Here is a 16,174-nt window from a genome sequence, read left to right as displayed (position 1 = left end):
GTCAGGCGGCCTTGATGAACCGCTCAACCTCGATCTGCGCGAGATCGTCGGTCATCTGCGTGCGCGGGTGCTTGCAGAAATAGGCCGAGGCAGGGTCGATCACGCCGGCGATGCCGCGATCCTTGGCGATCTTGGCGCAACGGATCATGTCGATCGCGACACCCGCAGAGTTGGGCGAATCCTCGACCGACAGGCGCAGCTCGAGATTCATCGGCACGCCGCCGAACAGCTGGCCTTCCATGCGCAGGAAGCAGACCTTGTTGTCGTTCTGCCAGGGGACATAGTCCGACGGGCCGATATGGACATTGTCGTCATCCATGCGCTCGGCCGCGACCGACTGGACGGCTTCGGTCTTCGAGATCTTCTTCGACTCGAGACGGCGATGGTTCGACATGTTGAGGAAGTCGGTGTTACCGCCGGTGTTGAGCTGGTAGGTGCGATCCAGCTTCACGCCGCGCTTGGCGAACAGGTCGGTCAGCACGCGGTGGACGATCGTCGCGCCGAGCTGTGCCTTGATGTCGTCACCGATGATCGCGACGCCGGCGTCTTCGAACTTCTTCGCCCAGACGGGGTTCGACGCGATGAAGACGGGAATGTTGTTGACGAACGCCACGCCGGCTTCGATCGCGCAGTCGGCATAGAATTCGGTCGCTTCCTGCGAACCGACCGGCAGGTAGTTCATCAGCACGTCGGCGCCCGACGCCTTCAGATCCGCGATGACCTGCTCACGCGTCGGCTCTGCGGCGTCAGCGAGGAGGAAGGTGCGGTCGTCCTTGAAGTCGGACATGTGATCGGCGACGCCGTCGAGCGTCTTGCCCATCTTCACGATGGTGCCGGTGTTGCCGACATTGGGGGCGAACACAGCGGTGCAGTTGGGCTTGGCGAAGATCGCCTCGGCGACGTCCTTGCCGACCTTGCGACGATCGACGTCCCACGCCGCGACGACCTTGATGTCGCTCGGCTTGTAGCCACCCATGTCGAAATGCATCAGGCCGACCTGGTCGTTTGCCCCCTCGCGATAATGCTCGAGGCCCTGGACGAGCGAGCTCGCGCAGTTGCCGATGCCGACCACGGCGATCCGAATGCTATTCATTACTGACCCTGTTCCTTACGAAAGATGCATGCGCGACGCGGTCTTCGATCGCGGCGGTGTGGTATTACGGACGAAAGCCCGTTCGACACGACGGTGCCAGACGAGCCCGACGATGGCGACGAGCGTCAGAGGGACGATCTCGAACCACCAGAAGATGCGCGGGTTGCCCGCAAAGCAGGCGACGAAGATCGCCCATACTCTGACATTCGCGGTTAGCAAGGCCATGAAGCGCAATGGCGCGACTGCGCGCGTGGCATAGCTCTGGCCAAGCGCGACAGGATCGCTGGCCTGACCGAGCGTGCGTTCGAACGGCATCGCGATCCGGTCGATGCTGCCGGCCACCCCGTCATAGAAGCGGACGAGCGCGTTGCCGGTCGGCACGGGCGGCGCGTTGAGTGCGACACCGCGGATCCGGCGATGGAAGCGCGAGCGCTCACCCTCGTACATGTTCGACTGCACCGCGTGCGCGCCACCGGCCGTAACCGCGAGGATCCAGGCCTCTGGCGTGTCGATGGTGAGGGCCAGCGATATATAGATCAGCGCGAACACGCCGTGATCGCACAGACCGTCGAGCATCCGCCCGAGCGGGCTCGCCGTCTTGGTCGCGCGGGCGACCATGCCGTCCAGACCATCGGCGATCAGCCACCCGATCGACAGGGCCAGGCCGACCAGCGCCAAGGCGGGATTGCCCCAATGCGTATAGGCCAGCGCAGCGGCGCCCCCCAGGACCAGTCCCGCCACCGACACCGTGTTCGCCGAGATGCGACGCGCGAGTGCGAGGGGCAAAAGCGCGCGGCCTGCCGGGTGAATCAGCCAAAGGTTAGATGGGATCTCGATCCGGCGATCGCGCGATCCATCCGGTGGAGCCACTGTCATAGGATTTTCATAATGCGCGCGGCACGCGATTTATGCAAGGTCGCCCGGCTCGGCCTGCGGAACGGCTGAGCGCAATTCGTCGATCCAGACCCGCGCGGTTCCATCCGACGGTGCGCGCCAGTCGCCGCGCGGCGACAATGCGCCGCCCGCGGAGACCTTTGGCCCGTTCGGCAGCGCAGAGCGCTTGAACTGGCTCGTCGCGAAAAAGCGCTGAAGAAACCTTTCGAGCCATGCGGTTATCGTCGGCAGGTCATAGGCGACGCGCGCAGTCGCCGGCAGGTCCGCGGGCCATGCCCCGCTCTCCGCATCGCGCCAGGCATGCCAGGCGAGAAACGCGATCTTCGACGGCGCGAGGCCATAGCGGATCACGTAATGCGCGAAGAAATCGTTCAGCGCATAAGGCCCGATCATCGATTCGGTGCTTTGCAGCGCGCCGTCCGCCCCCGCGGGGACGAGTTCGGGAGAGATTTCCTGCGCGACGATCGTCGACAGGATCGCATCGGTCGCCGCGTCATACTGGCCGGTCCGAATGCACCAGCGGATCAGGAACTGGATCAACGTCTTGGGCACGCCCGCGTTGACCGCATAATGACTCATCTGGTCGCCGACGCCGTAGGTGCACCAGCCCAGCGCCATCTCGCTCAGGTCGCCCGTGCCGACCACGATCCCGCCGCGCTGGTTGGCGAGGCGGAACAGATAATCGGTCCGCAACCCCGCCTGGACGTTCTCGAAGGTGATGTCATAGGCCGGGGAGCCATCGGCGAAGGGATGCCGCATGTCCTCGAGCATGCGCCGCGCCGCGGGGCGGATGTCGATTTCCTCCGCGGTGATGCCCAGCGCGCGCATCAGCGCCCAGGCATTCGCCTTCGTGCCCTCGCCCGTCGCGAAGCCGGGCATGGTGAAGCCGAGAATGTCGGCACGCGGACGGCCGAGGCGGTCCATCGCCTTGGCCGCGACGATCAGCGCGTGCGTCGAGTCGAGCCCGCCCGACACGCCGATCACCAGCGTGCGGGCGTGCGCCGCCTCGAGCCGCTTCGCCAGCGCCTCCACCTGGATATTGAACGCTTCGTAACAATCCTCGTCGCGGCGGGCGGGATCATTGGGGACGAACGGGAAGCGGGGGACGACGCGTTCGAGCCCGACGTCCGCGACCGCAGGATCGGTCAGGTGATCGAACGCGATCCGCCGGACGCGCGTCTCGGGATGCCCCGCAAACGCCGCCGCGTCGTTGAACGTGCCGGTCCGCAGCCGCTCCTGCGCGATCCGCTCGCAATCGACGTCCGCGACGACCAGATCCGGCTCGGTCGCGAAGCGGCGCGATTGCGCGAGCTGTTCGCCGAGCTCGTGGATCAGCCCCTGGCCGTCCCATGCGACCTCGGTCGTGCTCTCGCCCGGGCCCGCCGCGGAATAGACATAGGCGCAGACCGCGCGCGCCGACTGCGCCGCCGCCAGCATCTCGCGCTCGCGCGCCTTGCCGATGACGATGTTCGACGCGGACAGGTTGCAGCAGATCAGCGCGCCGGCCAGTGCACCCGTAGTCGACGGCGGGGTGGGGGCCCAGTAATCCTCGCAGATCTCCGCATGGATCACGAAGCCCGGCAGGTCGCGCGCCGCAAAGATCAGGTCGGTACCGAACGGCACGGACGCGCCGCCGAGATCGATCGACAGCCCCGTCAGTCCCGCGCCGCTCGCGAACCAGCGCTTTTCGTAGAATTCGCGGTAGTTGGGCAGGAAGGTCTTCGGCACGACCCCGAGCACGCGACCGCGCGCAATCACCACCGCGCAATTATACAGCCGCCCCGCGCGCACCAGCGCCGCGCCGACCAGCAGCACCGGCCGCAACGTCGCACTCGCCGCGACGACGCTATCGATCGCCGCCAGCGTCGCACGCTGCTGCGCGGTCTGCAGATGCAGATCGTCGAGCGCATAGGAGGTGAGGTTGAGTTCGGGAAAGACGACGAGGTCGACATGCTGCGCATCCGCCTGCGTCGCCAGCGAGATCGTCGCCGCGGCATTGGCGGCGGTATCCCCGACCGACGCCCGCGGGGTTGCTGCGGCAACCCGGATCAGGCCGTGCGTGTGGATCGCGTAGAATGGATGCGTCATGCCCCCATCGTTAAACGCGCGGGGCAGTTCATGCTACCGGCTTCACCGGCCGGATATGCGCAAGCTGTCAGGGGGCGGTCTGTGCAGAGGTGGCCGCAATCACCCCCTGCACGGCACGGGCGCGCCGGCGTTCGAGCTTCTGCCGTTCGGAGATCTGGTAGGTCTTCGCAATCCGGTACCGCTGCTGCTTCGTCTTCGCGTCGACACTGCCCAGCGCGAGAATGCCGCCAAATGCGAGGATTGCGAATAAGAGGGTGATGAGGTTCAGTTGTCGCGCTTCTGCAGCCTTGTCCGTCATCATCCCGCTCCCATCGCCTGCCGTCATCGGACTCGACAGGTCTTTCACAGCATCCCGCCGAAAAGCCTTCTATGTCCGCAACTTGTCTTGGTCATTCCGTACATCGTACAGCCATTTCGCGGCGTCGAGGTTCCACTGTCCCTGGCAAAAATCCGCACCACGGCCGTTGTGCGATCGGCAGGCGTATCTGCTATCGGAACTAACAGGCGATGGCGCGCGGGGTGCGCGGCAGGGTGTTTTTGGGGAAGCGATTTTGACGATCACGCTGTTCGGGATCAGGAATTGCGACACGATGAAGAAGGCGCGCGCGTGGCTCGATGCGCACGGTGTCGCCTATGTGTTTCATGACTACAAGACTGCCGGGATCGATGACGCACGGCTGCGCGACTGGATCGGCCGGGTCGGGTGGGAGCCGTTGCTCAACCGCGCCGGCACCACGTTCCGGAAACTGCCCGAGTCTGACCGCGTCGACCTGGACGCGGACAAGGCGGTCGCGCTGATGCTGGCACAGCCGTCGATGATCAAGCGTCCCGTGCTCGATACCGGTGCGACGCTGCTGGTCGGCTTCAGCGCCGAGCGGTATGAGGCGGCGGGGCTGGGGAACGCCTGAAGGAGACGAGCATGCCTGTCGCTACTTGGAACGGCCAAGAGATCGCCCGGTCCGACGATACCGTCGTCGTCGAGGGCAATCACTATTTCCCCGCGGACAGCGTCGATCCGGCGCTGCTCGAAGACAGCGCGACGCAGTCGAACTGCCCGTGGAAGGGTACCGCGCGCTACAAGACGCTGGTCGTCGACGGCAAGCGCAACGTCGATGCGGTCTGGTACTATCCCGATCCCAAATCCGCCGCGGCCGAGATCAAGGATCGCTATGCCTTCTGGAAGGGCGTGACGGTCGGCTGAGCCGCGGCCGTCGCCGGTGTCGGGCGGGCGCGACGGGACGGGCTGGGCGAGCGGCATCGGCTTCGCTAGAACGCGCGCCCATGTCCACGACCTACACGCTCGACACCGCGACGAGTCGCGCCAACCCGACGCCCGCCCCGCTCAAGCGCCTCACGATCCCCGCGATCCGCCGGCAAAAGGGGCAGGTGCCGCTCGTCATGCTCACCGCCTATACGGTGCGCAATGCGCAGCTGCTCGATCCACACTGCGACATGCTGCTGGTCGGCGACAGCCTGGGGCAGGTGATCTACGGCCTGCCCTCGACCGTGCCGGTCACGCTCGAGATGATGGCGGCGCACGGCGCGGCGGTGGTGCGCGGCAGCTATCATGCGGTGGTCGTGATCGACATGCCGTTCGGCAGTTATGAGGCATCACCCGAAAAGGCGTTCGAAAGCGCCGCGTGGCTGCTGAAGCAGACCAGTGCGGCGGCGGTGAAGCTCGAGGGCGGCACCGCGATGGCGCCGACCGTACGGTTCCTGGTCGAGCGCGGGATTCCGGTGATGGGGCATGTCGGCCTCACCCCGCAGGCGGTCAACGTCCTGGGCGGCTATGGCGCGCGCGGCCGTACGCCCGAGGAGGCGGCGAAGATCGTCGCGGATGCCAAGGCGGTCGCTGAGGCGGGCGCATTCGCGCTGGTGATCGAGGGCGTGGTCGAGCCGATCGCGATCGAGATCACGCGCGCGGTCGCCTGTCCGACGATCGGCATCGGCGCATCGGTCGAGTGCGACGGCCAAGTGCTTGTTGCCGAGGACATGCTCGGCCTGTTCGACCGTACCGCCAAGTTCGTGAAGCGGTTCGAGGATCTCGCCGGCAAGATCTCGGGCGCGGCGGAGACCTATGCCGACGAGGTTCGCAGTCGTGCCTTTCCGGGACCCGACCAGAGCTATGCGCCGCGCGCCGGCACGGTGGATTGATCCGGCTTTTGTTTCGGACGCGTGGCGGCTAAGGTCCGCGCCATTCCACCATCCCCCGATATCCTTTCCTCCCTTTGTCTCCGGAGTCACCCTTGGCCCTGCCGCCGAAAACCGATGAAGCGTTCCTCCGCGAGGTCGACGAAGAACTGCGCCGCGATCAGCTCGCGGGTTTCTGGACGACCTGGGGCAAATGGGTGGCGCTCGGGGTGGTCGCAGCACTCGTCGCGCTGGCCGGATTCCTCTATTATCAGCACCGCACGGAAACCCAGGCGGGTGTCGAGGGCGAGCAGCTCCAGGCCGCTTATGACGCGCTGGCCGCGGACAAGGTCGCCGAGGCGAACACGACGCTGACCAAGCTCGCTGCGTCCGACCGTGCCGGGTACAGCGCGCTGGCGCGGTTCACGGAAGCGGATATCCTTCTCCAGAAAGAGGATATGAAGGGCGCCGCGGCCAAGCTGGCAGCGATCGCTGCGGACACGTCGGTCGCCAAGCCGTTCCGCGACCTTGCGCTGGTTCGGCAGACGTCGGCGGAATATGACACGCTCAAGCCGCAGGTCGTGGTCGAGCGGCTGCGTCCGCTTGCGGTCACGGGCAACCCTTGGCTCGGCAGCGCAGGCGAGATGGTCGCGGTCGCCTATGTCCGGATGAACCAGACCAAGCAGGCGGGGACGCTTTTCGGCCAGATCGCGGCCGATCCCGGCGTGCCCGAGACGATTCGTCAACGCGCTGTTCAGATGGCCGGTGTACTGGGCGTCGACGCCGTTGCCAGCACCGGGACGGCCGGGACCGCCGCCGCTGCTGCATCAAACGAGGATACCAACGCGCAATGACGAAGTCTTATCGGGTGACGGTCGCGGTGGCTGCGCTCATGGCCTTGAGCGGCTGCGGCATTTTCAAGGGTGGCGTCAAGAAGACCCCGACGGTCGGAAACCGGGTATCGATCCTGACCTCCGAAAACGGGGTCGAGACCGACGCGACGATCGCCGATGTCCAGGTCCTCCTGCCGGCCCCCTCGGTCAACGACGCCTGGGCACAGCCGGGCGGCAATCCCGCCAAGTCGATGGGCCAGCTTGCGCTCGCCGCGCAGCCAACCAAGGCTTGGCAGGCGTCGATCGACGGTGGCTCCAACCGCGAACGCATGGCCGCGCCGCCCGTCGTTGGCGAGAACAAGCTGTTCGTGATGGACGTGCACGGCGTCGCGCATGCCTTCAAGGCGGACACCGGCGCAGCCCTGTGGACGACGCCGATCACCGAGGGCAAGATCAACCAGTCCGCGCGTTTCGGCGGTGGCGTGAGCTATGACGACGGCAAGGTCTATGCGACCGACGGCGTCGGCGACGTGGTCGCGATGAACGCGTCGGATGGCGCGATCCTGTGGCGGGCCAAGCCCGGCGGCCCGCTGCGCGGCTCGCCGACCGTGTCGAACGGTGCGGTCTATGTCCTGACGCAGGACAACCAGATCTTCTCGCTCAACCAGGGTGACGGCAAGGTCCAGTGGGTCCAGTCGGGCACGCTCGAGACGCAGGGCGTGTTCGGCGTCGCGGCACCGGCGGTCAGCCAGGGCACCGTCGTCTCGGGCTTCTCGAGCGGCGAGCTCAGCGCCTATCGCTACGAGAATGGCCGTATCCTGTGGCAGGACGCCTTGTCGCGCACGTCGATCACCACATCGGTGTCGAGCCTGTCGGATATCGACGCCGCCCCGGTCATCGATGGCGGCCGTGTCTATGCGGTCGGGCAGGGCGGGCGCATGGTCGCACTCGAACTTTCGACCGGCCAGCGTCTTTGGGAACAGAATTTTGCGGGCATCTCGACCCCCTGGATCGCGGGCGAATGGCTGTTCGTGGTCACCGACGATGCGCGGCTGGTCTGCCTGTCGCGGTCGAACGGCAAGGCACGCTGGATCGCGCAGCTGCAGCGGTTCGATAACGAGAAGAAGAAGAAGGGGCCGGTGACCTGGTATGGCCCGATCCTGGCGGGCGGTCGCCTGATCCTGACCAATTCGCGCGGTGAGATCGTTTCGGTCAATCCGGGCGATGGCGCGGTCGGCAGCACGATCGAGACCAAGACGACCTTCACGCTGCCGCCGATCGTCGCAAACTCGACGCTCTACACGCTCGACCAGAAGGGCAAGATCACCGCCTATCGGTGAGCCATCACCCCTCTCCCGGCGGGAGAGGGGTAACAGGTGACGACGGAGCGTTCCCGCGCTAAGGGCACGGCATGTCCAAACTCCCTGTGGTCGCAATCGTCGGCCGCCCCAATGTCGGCAAGTCGACCCTGTTCAACCGCCTCGTCGGCAAGAAGCTCGCGCTGGTCGACGACCGGCCCGGCGTCACGCGCGATCGCCGCGAGGGCGATGCGTCGCTGATCGGGCTCGATTTCCGCATCATCGATACCGCCGGATACGAGGATCACGACGCGCAGACGCTGCCCGGGCGGATGCGTCAGCAGACCGAGGCTGCGGTCGGCCAGGCCGATGTCGCATTGTTCCTGTTCGACGCACGCGCAGGCATCGTGCCGCTCGACGAGGAGATCGCCCGCTGGCTGCGCACCGCCGACGTGCCGGTCGTGCTCGTCGCCAACAAGGCCGAGGGCCGCGCGGGCAATGACGGCGTGCTCGAGTCGCTGGCGCTCGGCTTCGGCGATCCTGTCGAACTGTCCGCCGAGCATGGCGAGGGCATGGGCGACCTGTTCGAGGCATTGCTCCCGCTGCTCGAAGGCAAGGACGAGGTTCCGGAGGAACAGCCCGACAATGAATATGAGGGGCCGCTGAAGCTCGCGATCGTCGGACGTCCAAACGCGGGCAAGTCGACGCTGGTCAACCGCATCCTCGGCGAAGACCGGATGATCACCGGTCCCGAGGCCGGCATCACGCGCGACTCGATCAGCGTGGATTACGACTGGCATCCGACCGGCGGCGAATCGCGCAAGGTGCGGCTGATCGATACGGCGGGCATGCGCAAGCGTGCCAAGGTCCAGGACAAGCTCGAGAAGATGTCGGTCGAGGACGCGCTGCACGCGGTCGACTTCGCCGAGGTCGTCGTGCTGCTGCTCGACGCGACGCTGGGGCTCGAGGCGCAGGACCTGCGGATCGCCGACAAGGTGCTGCAGGAGGGTCGTGCGCTCGTCATCGCGTTGAACAAATGGGATATCGCGGAAAGCGCGTCGTCGCTGTTCAACGGCGTCAAGCGCGCGCTCGAGGACGGCCTCAGCCAGGTCAAGGGCGTCACCGTGATGACCGTGTCAGGCGCGACCGGAAAGGGCATCGACCAGCTTCTCCAGGCGTGTTTCGACACGCGCGACGCCTGGTCGAAGCGCGTCGGCACCGGCGAGCTCAACCGCTGGTTCGAACGCGCGATCGAGGCGACGCCGCCACCGGCCCCGGGCGGCAAGCGGATCAAGATGCGCTATGTCACGCAGGTCAAGACGCGTCCGCCGAGCTTCGTGATCTTCGGCACGCGCGTCGACCAGCTGCCGGCGAGCTATGAGCGCTATCTGGTCAATTCGATGCGCAAGGATCTGGGCTTCGGCGCGGTGCCGGTCCGGCTGATGTTCCGCGCGCCGAAGAACCCGTACGACGATAATCGCGGCGGCGGCGGCGGCTACTAAACGGTGGCGTCCGGGGTGGTCCGGATCGACGCGCGGGGCATGCGGTGCCCCTGGCCCGCGATGCGGCTGGCCAGAACGCTGCGTCAGGCGGGCGAGGGATCAGGCTCGGACGGGATGTCGGCCAGTGTTCGGATCGAGGTCCGCGCCGATGATCCGCGTGCGCCTGCCGAGCTGGCGGCGGTCGCCGCGGCGGCGGGCGCGGACATGGCGATCATTTCCGATCCAGTCGCGCCAATATTTGTCGTGACACGCGGGTCCGACAGCAACAATGTCTTTACGGAATAGCGATAGGCTGACCGTCGACGTTCATGGCGGGCCGGCCAAACGGGAGTAGGCGTCAGTGTCATTCGAAGGAAACACCCTGGTCGACTGGCCGGCGTTTCAACAGGCCCGCAGCGAGCTTGGCGGCGGGTTCATCCGCATCCTCGGCTATTTCCGCGAAGACGGGGTGAAGTCGGTCGCCGCGATCGAGGCGGCGATGCGCGCCGGTAGCGCGGCGGCGCTGATCATTCCAGCCCACACCCTTAAGGGCGAGGCGCGCCAGTTCGGCGCCGAGCCGCTGGCCGATCTCGCCGAGACGATCGAAACGATCGCACGCGACTGTGTCGAGCTTCACGATACCCCGGATGCCGCGCTCGAGCATGTCGCACGGTTGCGGCCGCTGTTCGGCGAGACCCTGACGCTGCTCGAGCGCGAGGCCAATCCGCTGGTCCCTCGCCGTCCCGCCGCGGGCGGGTTCGGGCGGCGTGCCGTCCCATCGGGGTTCGGCGCCGAATAAGCACACTGCCGGCGCGCGTTGCCGGTCGCCGCGGACGACGACCGGCAGACGGGTTCAGCCCTTCAGATAGGGTGCTGCGCCGGCCTTGGGCGAATCATGCTCGGAGATCGAGTTGAGCTGGATGTAGTTGTGGATGCCCATCCGCGCGATCATCTCGAACTGGCGTTCGATCGTGTCGACATGCTCTTCCTCGCTGGCGAGGATGCGCGCGAACAGGTCGCGGCTGATATAGTCCTTCACCTCTTCGCAATAGGCGATCGCGCTCTTCAGCTGGATAGTCGCCTCGACCTCAAGCGCGAGGTCCGACTTCAGAACCTCCTCGACGGTCTCGCCGATGCGCAGGCGGCCGAGCAGCTGGAAATTGGGCAGGCCATCGAGAAACAGGATGCGCTCCGACAACCAGTCGGCATGCTTCATCTCGTCGATCGACTCCATGCGCTCATACTGGGCGAGCTTGTAGACGCCCCAATGCTCGAGCATCCGATAATGGAGCCAATATTGGTTGACCGCGGTCAACTCGTTCTTGAGCGCCTCGTTCAGGAAATCAATTACCGTGGGATCGCCGCGCATTGCCATAACTCCGTCACCTCTGAGCGGCATGTAGCGGTTTTACGTTCGTGGCGGCAAGGGCGACGGGATCGCGCCGTGTGGCGCCGCGCCAGGTCAGGCTGCGGCGCGTTCCTCGTTGATGATCGCCCGGGCGACCGACGTGCACTGACCGCATTTCGGCTGACGACCCAGCGAACGGAACGCCTGGCAGGGCGTCGTGCACCCGCCCCGCGCGCAGCTGCGGACGTCGGATTCTCGAATGGCATTGCAGACGCAGACGACCATGGAAGCTCCCTCGTGAGAGCTCCAATTAGCGATAATGCGAAACAGTCGCAAGCGCTTTTGCGTGTGATTCGCAACTAACGCTGCATGGCGGGTCAGGCCAGCGCGGCGTCTGCCCCCATCAGCGTTGGGAAGAAGCCCTCATGCGCGGCGCGCAGCGTGTCGAGTGCGATCACGTCGTCGCGGTCGGGGCGTTCGAAGATCAGGCGCTTGCCGCCGGTGCGGCCGAGCGGTTCGGCCTCGACATCGGCCGCATGCGCGGCGCCGAGGAAGTCGAGCAGCGCGTGATCCTCGACGGTGACGATATAGACGCCCTGGTCTTCCGCGAAGAACGCACGCGCGCAGTCGAAGGGCTGCTTGCGGTCGATCATCGCGCCGATGCCGCCTGCGAGCGCCATTTCGGCCAGGGTCACGGCGATGCCGCCGTCCGAGACGTCATGGACCGCCGACAGCTGGCCCTCGGCGATCGCGTTGCGGATGAGGTCGCCGACGCGGCGCTCCGCTGCCAGATCGACCGCAGGCGGGGGGCCTTCCTCGCGGCCATGGCATTCGCGCAGCCACAGCGACTGGCCGAGATGGCCGTGCCGCGTGCCGACCGCGAGGATGATGTCGCCCGAGCCCTTGAAGGCGATCGTCGCATTCTTCTGCCAGTCGGCGAGCAGGCCGATTGCGCCGATCGCGGGCGTCGGCAGGATCGCCGAGCCGCCGCCGGTCGCCTTGGATTCATTGTACAGCGATACGTTGCCCGAGACGATCGGGAAGTCGAGCGCGATGCACGCGTCGCTCATCCCCTCGAGGCAGCCGACGATCTGGCCCATGATCTCAGGCCGCTGCGGGTTGGCGAAGTTGAGGCAGTTGGTGACTGCCAACGGCAGCGCGCCGACCGCGGTGAGGTTGCGCCACGCCTCGGCGACCGCCTGCTTGCCGCCCTCGACGGGATCGGCAAAGCAATAGCGCGGCGTGCAGTCGGTGGTCATCGCCAGCGCCTTCTGCGTGCCGTGGACGCGGACGACGGCAGCGTCGCCACCGGGGCGCTGGACGGTGTCGGCGCCGACCATGTGGTCATACTGCTCCCAGATCCAGCGGCGCGAGGCGATGTCGGGCGAGCCCATCAGCGTCACCAGATCGGCGGCGATGTCGTTGCTGTGCGGCACGTTTTCGAGCGGCGCGGGCTTGGGTGTCGGCACGTGCGGGCGATCGTAGAGCGGTGCCTCGTCGGCCAGCGGCCCGAGCGGAATGTCGCAAACCGTCTCGCCCTTGAACGTCAGCACCATGCGGCCGGTGTCGGTGACGCGGCCGATCACCGCGAAATCGAGCTCCCATTTCTTGAAGATCGCCTCGGCCTCGGCCTCGCGGCCGGGCTTCAGAACCATGAGCATCCGCTCCTGGCTTTCGCTCAGCATCATCTCGTACGGCGTCATGCCGGTCTCGCGCTGCGGCACGTCGTCCATGACGAGTTCGATACCGACCCCGCCCTTCGACGCCATCTCGACCGATGAGGAGGTGAGGCCGGCGGCGCCCATGTCCTGGATCGCGACGATGACGTCGGTCGCCATGAGTTCGAGGCAGGCCTCGATCAGCAGCTTTTCGGTGAAGGGATCGCCGACCTGGACGGTCGGGCGCTTGGCGTCCGAATCCTCGCCGAAGTCCGCGCTCGCCATCGTCGCGCCGTGGATGCCGTCGCGACCGGTCTTAGAGCCGACATAGACGATCGGATTGCCGATGCCGCTGGCGGCCGAATAGAAGATCTTGTCCTGATCGGCGATCCCGACGGTCATCGCGTTGACCAGGATGTTGCCGTCATACGCCGCGTGGAAGTTCACCTCGCCGCCGACCGTCGGCACGCCAACGCAATTGCCATAGCCGCCGATGCCGTGAACGACGCCCGAGATCAGGTGGCGCATCTTTGGGTGATCGGGCCGGCCGAAGCGCAGCGCGTTCATGTTGGCGATCGGCCGCGCGCCCATCGTGAAGACGTCGCGCAGGATGCCGCCGACGCCGGTCGCCGCGCCCTGATAGGGTTCGATGTAGGACGGGTGGTTGTGGCTCTCCATCTTGAAGATCGCCGCCTGGTTGTCGCCGATATCGACGACGCCGGCATTCTCGCCAGGGCCGCAGATGACGCGCTCGCCCTTGGTGGGCAGCTTCATCAGGTGGATCTTGCTCGACTTGTAGCTGCAATGCTCGGACCACATCACCGAGAAGATGCCAAGCTCGACGAGATTGGGCTCGCGGCCGATCGCGTGGAGCACGCGCTCATATTCTTCGGGGGACAGGCCGTGGTCGGCGACGATCTGCGGTGTGATCTCGGTCATGGGGCGGGCTTTAGCGGGGTGGGGGGCGACTTGCCAGCGGCGATCCTGCTCGAAGCGCGAGGGACTGGCGACGTGCAATTGCCATGTCATGAAACAGCGTCAGACTTCCCGTCGATACCGCCCGGTATATGGCAGGGCGGTCGTCATTCGGGGGGTGTAAATGAAGATCGCGTCGATACTGGCGATTGCGGCGCTGGGGAGCACGGCGACGCAACTGCCCGCGCAGGCCCCGACGAGTTTCTGCGAGCGGCTTGCTCCCAAACTCAACATGAAACAGGCCGGATCGAAGCCCGCGCGGGCCACCGAATGGCGCGTCAATACGATGGGTCTCGGATCGCATCTGTTCGGCGGGTCGTCGATGGTGTCGTTCATGGTCCGGCCGTCGGGCGAGCAGACCCAGGCGGCCTATGACAAGGCGACGAAGGCCTGCAGCCAGTCGCCCAAGGGTATCCTGTGCCGGATTGAGGGGCCGGCCGAGCTGACGGTGCAGACCAAGGGTGGCGAAGCGAAGGGCGATGCGGCCGCAGGTGAAAGCGCCTAGGTGGAGTTGCGGAAGGCTGCGATCCTCTGCCGCGACCTGTAGTCGTCATCCCACTTTGCGTCGTCATCCCACTTTGCGTCGTCATCCTGACGGACGTCAGGATCTAGGGTAACGAGGTACGCGCCTTGCGGCTCTGGATCCTGACTTTCGTCAGGATGACGGGAGGAGGGCGATTGCGCCCCCTCCCGTGCGTATCACCCGTAGGGCGGCTGCGTGTAACCCTTCGGGCTGAGCGTGAAGATGTCGCAGCCGGTCTCGGTGATGCCGATCGAGTGTTCGAACTGCGCCGACAGCGAACGGTCGCGCGTCACCGCCGTCCAGCCGTCGTCGAGCAGCTTCACGTCGGGGCGGCCGATGTTGATCATCGGTTCGATCGTGAAGATCATGCCGGGGCGCAACTCGGGGCCGGTGCCGGGCTTGCCGACATGGACGACTTCGGGGGCGTCATGGAAGAGGCGGCCGACGCCGTGGCCGCAGAAGTCGCGGACCACGCCGTAGCGGTGCTTTTCCGCATGGCGCTGGATCGCGTGGGCGACGTCGCCCATGCGGTTGCCGGGCTTCGCCTGTTCGATGCCGAGCATCAGGCATTCATAGGTCACCTCGACGAGGCGCCGTGCCTTGATCGGCACGTCGCCGATCAGGTACATCCTGCTCGTGTCGCCGTGCCAGCCGTCGAGCAGCGGCGTGACGTCGACATTGACGATATCGCCTGACTTCAGCGTCTTCTCGCTCGGGATGCCGTGGCAAACGACATGGTTGATCGAGATGCAGACGCTGTGCGTATAGCCACGATACCCGAGCGTCGCCGGCACCGCGCCGGCGGCTGTGACGAAGTCGTAGATCAGCCGGTCGATCTCCGCAGTGGTCACGCCCGGCACCATGTGAGGCACGATCATGTCGAGCGTCTCGGCGGCGAGCCGCCCGGCCTTCATCATGCCTTCAAAGGCGGCGGGGCCGTGGAGCTTGATGGCGCCGGTGCGCGCGTCCGGCGCGTCGGACGTGACGGTTACATATTCGGTCATGGCGAGCGATATAGCGTGGCGGCGCAACTTTTGCGAGGCTATGCGAAGGGCCATGACACAGGAACGCATCTGGACGGCCGCACTGACGATCATCGGCGACGAGATCCTGTCGGGCCGCACGCAGGACAAGAACGTCGCGCAGATCGCGGCCTGGCTCAACGTGCAGGGCATCCGGCTGGCCGAAGTGCGCGTCGTCGCCGACCGGACCGAGGCGATCGTCGAGGCGGTGAACACCCTGCGCGCACGCAACGACTATCTGTTCACCACGGGCGGGATCGGCCCGACGCATGACGACATCACCGTCGATTCGATCGCCGAAGCGCTGGGTGTCGCGGTCGAGCATCATCCGCGGGCGATGGCGGTGCTGGAGGCCTATTATGCGACCCGCGGCGGGCTGACCGAAGCACGCGCGCGGATGGCGCGCGTGCCGGTCGGTGCCGACCTGATCGACAACAAGGTATCGGGCGCGCCGGGGATCCGGATCGGTAACATCTTCATCATGGCCGGGGTGCCGCACATCACCGCCGGCATGCTCGATGCGCTCACCGGCACGCTCGAGGGCGGACGCCCGGTCGTGTCGAAGACGATCGGCTGCTGGGTGGCGGAGAGCGAAGTCGCCGACCTGCTGCGCGATGCCGAAAAGGCGCATGACGGCGTCGCGGTCGGCAGCTACCCGTTTTTCCGCGACGGCCGGACGGGCGCGAATTTCGTCGTGCGCAGTGCGGATGCCGCGCTGGTCGATCGCTGCATCGCCGATCTGGTCAGCGCGCTCGAGGCGACCGGGCGCGTGGTGACACCCGAAGGCATCTGACGCCGCGGGCGTACTCCAGGTTGGTGGACGGCCCGCTG

General features: G+C 66.3%; 18 protein-coding genes. 10 read left to right on the top strand and 8 right to left on the bottom strand.

The window, feature by feature from the left end:
• Position 1: 1 nt before the first annotated feature.
• The 4 genes from IFT87_RS10300 to IFT87_RS10285 all read right to left on the bottom strand — a co-directional run bounded on the left by IFT87_RS10300 (position 2) and on the right by IFT87_RS10285 (position 4,376).
• The gene (locus IFT87_RS10300) at positions 2-1,093 is read right to left on the bottom strand and encodes an inositol-3-phosphate synthase (RefSeq protein WP_031396675.1); all 1,092 of its coding nucleotides are present in this window, start codon (positions 1,091-1,093) and stop codon (positions 2-4) included.
• 15 nt (positions 1,094-1,108) lie between these two features.
• On the bottom strand, positions 1,109-1,879 hold the full coding sequence (locus tag IFT87_RS10295; RefSeq protein ID WP_249403295.1) for a CDP-alcohol phosphatidyltransferase family protein: 771 nt from the start codon (positions 1,877-1,879) through the stop codon (positions 1,109-1,111).
• Between the two features lie 120 nt (positions 1,880-1,999).
• A complete protein-coding gene (locus IFT87_RS10290) occupies positions 2,000-4,075 on the bottom strand; it encodes an NAD(+) synthase (protein WP_192008389.1) in 2,076 nt (691 codons plus the stop codon).
• A 67-nt stretch (positions 4,076-4,142) separates the two neighbouring features.
• Positions 4,143-4,376, bottom strand: coding sequence for a hypothetical protein (locus IFT87_RS10285; protein ID WP_157840590.1), 234 nt, complete (start codon positions 4,374-4,376; stop codon positions 4,143-4,145).
• 250 nt (positions 4,377-4,626) lie between these two features.
• Between IFT87_RS10285 and IFT87_RS10280 the strand changes: the two genes are divergently transcribed.
• The 8 genes from IFT87_RS10280 to IFT87_RS10245 all read left to right on the top strand — a co-directional run bounded on the left by IFT87_RS10280 (position 4,627) and on the right by IFT87_RS10245 (position 10,616).
• Positions 4,627-4,983 (top strand): ArsC family reductase, encoded by a 357-nt coding sequence (locus IFT87_RS10280; protein WP_037527784.1) that lies wholly within the window; start codon positions 4,627-4,629, stop codon positions 4,981-4,983.
• Positions 4,984-4,994: 11 nt separating this feature from the next.
• A complete protein-coding gene (locus IFT87_RS10275) occupies positions 4,995-5,276 on the top strand; it encodes a DUF427 domain-containing protein (protein ID WP_031441739.1) in 282 nt (93 codons plus the stop codon).
• 80 nt (positions 5,277-5,356) lie between these two features.
• Positions 5,357-6,229, top strand: coding sequence for a 3-methyl-2-oxobutanoate hydroxymethyltransferase (panB, locus tag IFT87_RS10270; RefSeq protein ID WP_037527782.1), 873 nt, complete (start codon positions 5,357-5,359; stop codon positions 6,227-6,229).
• A 92-nt stretch (positions 6,230-6,321) separates the two neighbouring features.
• Positions 6,322-7,059 (top strand): tetratricopeptide repeat protein, encoded by a 738-nt coding sequence (locus IFT87_RS10265; RefSeq protein WP_031441741.1) that lies wholly within the window; start codon positions 6,322-6,324, stop codon positions 7,057-7,059.
• Positions 7,056-8,378 (top strand): outer membrane protein assembly factor BamB family protein, encoded by a 1,323-nt coding sequence (locus tag IFT87_RS10260; protein ID WP_031441742.1) that lies wholly within the window; start codon positions 7,056-7,058, stop codon positions 8,376-8,378. Before IFT87_RS10265 ends, IFT87_RS10260 begins: the two co-directional genes overlap by 4 nt.
• Before the next feature lie 71 nt (positions 8,379-8,449).
• Complete coding sequence (gene der, locus IFT87_RS10255; RefSeq protein WP_031395626.1) at positions 8,450-9,838, top strand: ribosome biogenesis GTPase Der; 1,389 nt, start codon at positions 8,450-8,452, stop codon at positions 9,836-9,838.
• A 3-nt stretch (positions 9,839-9,841) separates the two neighbouring features.
• Positions 9,842-10,123, top strand: coding sequence for a sulfurtransferase TusA family protein (locus tag IFT87_RS10250; protein ID WP_338110767.1), 282 nt, complete (start codon positions 9,842-9,844; stop codon positions 10,121-10,123).
• A 55-nt stretch (positions 10,124-10,178) separates the two neighbouring features.
• Positions 10,179-10,616 (top strand): Hpt domain-containing protein, encoded by a 438-nt coding sequence (locus tag IFT87_RS10245; RefSeq protein WP_031441744.1) that lies wholly within the window; start codon positions 10,179-10,181, stop codon positions 10,614-10,616.
• A gap of 54 nt (positions 10,617-10,670) precedes the next feature.
• Here the strand turns inward: IFT87_RS10245 and bfr are convergent, their stop codons facing one another.
• From bfr to purL, 3 genes are all read right to left on the bottom strand, one after another.
• The gene (gene bfr / locus IFT87_RS10240; RefSeq protein WP_042467738.1) at positions 10,671-11,186 is read right to left on the bottom strand and encodes a bacterioferritin; all 516 of its coding nucleotides are present in this window, start codon (positions 11,184-11,186) and stop codon (positions 10,671-10,673) included.
• Between the two features lie 93 nt (positions 11,187-11,279).
• Positions 11,280-11,450: a (2Fe-2S)-binding protein gene (locus IFT87_RS20410; protein WP_037527780.1), complete on the bottom strand. Its 171-nt coding sequence runs from the start codon at positions 11,448-11,450 to the stop codon at positions 11,280-11,282.
• Between the two features lie 92 nt (positions 11,451-11,542).
• Positions 11,543-13,762, bottom strand: coding sequence for a phosphoribosylformylglycinamidine synthase subunit PurL (purL, locus tag IFT87_RS10235; protein WP_192008387.1), 2,220 nt, complete (start codon positions 13,760-13,762; stop codon positions 11,543-11,545).
• A 160-nt stretch (positions 13,763-13,922) separates the two neighbouring features.
• Here purL and IFT87_RS10230 point away from each other — a divergent pair, with 160 nt between their 5' ends.
• Complete coding sequence (locus IFT87_RS10230) at positions 13,923-14,303, top strand: hypothetical protein (protein WP_192008385.1); 381 nt, start codon at positions 13,923-13,925, stop codon at positions 14,301-14,303.
• A 194-nt stretch (positions 14,304-14,497) separates the two neighbouring features.
• On the opposite strand, the gene map is transcribed toward IFT87_RS10230, so the two are convergent.
• Positions 14,498-15,325, bottom strand: a complete 828-nt coding sequence (gene map / locus IFT87_RS10225; RefSeq protein WP_031395631.1) for a type I methionyl aminopeptidase — start codon at positions 15,323-15,325, stop codon at positions 14,498-14,500.
• A gap of 52 nt (positions 15,326-15,377) precedes the next feature.
• Here map and IFT87_RS10220 point away from each other — a divergent pair, with 52 nt between their 5' ends.
• Positions 15,378-16,136 (top strand): competence/damage-inducible protein A, encoded by a 759-nt coding sequence (locus IFT87_RS10220; RefSeq protein WP_037527778.1) that lies wholly within the window; start codon positions 15,378-15,380, stop codon positions 16,134-16,136.
• Positions 16,137-16,174: the final 38 nt, after the last annotated feature.

The sequence above is a fragment of the Sphingomonas sp. CFBP 8765 genome, from assembly GCF_014841445.1.
GTDB classification, from domain to species: Bacteria; Pseudomonadota; Alphaproteobacteria; order Sphingomonadales; family Sphingomonadaceae; genus Sphingomonas; species Sphingomonas aerolata.
The sequence above is the reverse complement of the archived record's forward strand: the minus strand, read 5'-3'. Positions and strand labels throughout refer to the sequence as shown.

Bases quoted from the DNA above. Each gene is read 5' to 3' on its own strand.
- IFT87_RS10220 (WP_037527778.1), top strand. From the start codon at position 15,378: ATGACACAGGAACGCATCTGGACGGCCGCACTGACGATCATCGGCGAC.
- map (WP_031395631.1), bottom strand. From the start codon at position 15,325: ATGACCGAATATGTAACCGTCACGTCCGACGCGCCGGACGCGCGCACC.
- IFT87_RS10290 (WP_192008389.1), bottom strand. From the start codon at position 4,075: ATGACGCATCCATTCTACGCGATCCACACGCACGGCCTGATCCGGGTT.
- IFT87_RS10285 (WP_157840590.1), bottom strand. From the start codon at position 4,376: ATGATGACGGACAAGGCTGCAGAAGCGCGACAACTGAACCTCATCACC.
- IFT87_RS20410 (WP_037527780.1), bottom strand. From the start codon at position 11,450: ATGGTCGTCTGCGTCTGCAATGCCATTCGAGAATCCGACGTCCGCAGC.
- IFT87_RS10275 (WP_031441739.1), top strand. From the start codon at position 4,995: ATGCCTGTCGCTACTTGGAACGGCCAAGAGATCGCCCGGTCCGACGAT.
- der (WP_031395626.1), top strand. From the start codon at position 8,450: ATGTCCAAACTCCCTGTGGTCGCAATCGTCGGCCGCCCCAATGTCGGC.
- IFT87_RS10230 (WP_192008385.1), top strand. From the start codon at position 13,923: ATGAAGATCGCGTCGATACTGGCGATTGCGGCGCTGGGGAGCACGGCG.
- purL (WP_192008387.1), bottom strand. From the start codon at position 13,762: ATGACCGAGATCACACCGCAGATCGTCGCCGACCACGGCCTGTCCCCC.
- panB (WP_037527782.1), top strand. From the start codon at position 5,357: ATGTCCACGACCTACACGCTCGACACCGCGACGAGTCGCGCCAACCCG.
- bfr (WP_042467738.1), bottom strand. From the start codon at position 11,186: ATGCGCGGCGATCCCACGGTAATTGATTTCCTGAACGAGGCGCTCAAG.
- IFT87_RS10260 (WP_031441742.1), top strand. From the start codon at position 7,056: ATGACGAAGTCTTATCGGGTGACGGTCGCGGTGGCTGCGCTCATGGCC.
- IFT87_RS10300 (WP_031396675.1), bottom strand. From the start codon at position 1,093: ATGAATAGCATTCGGATCGCCGTGGTCGGCATCGGCAACTGCGCGAGC.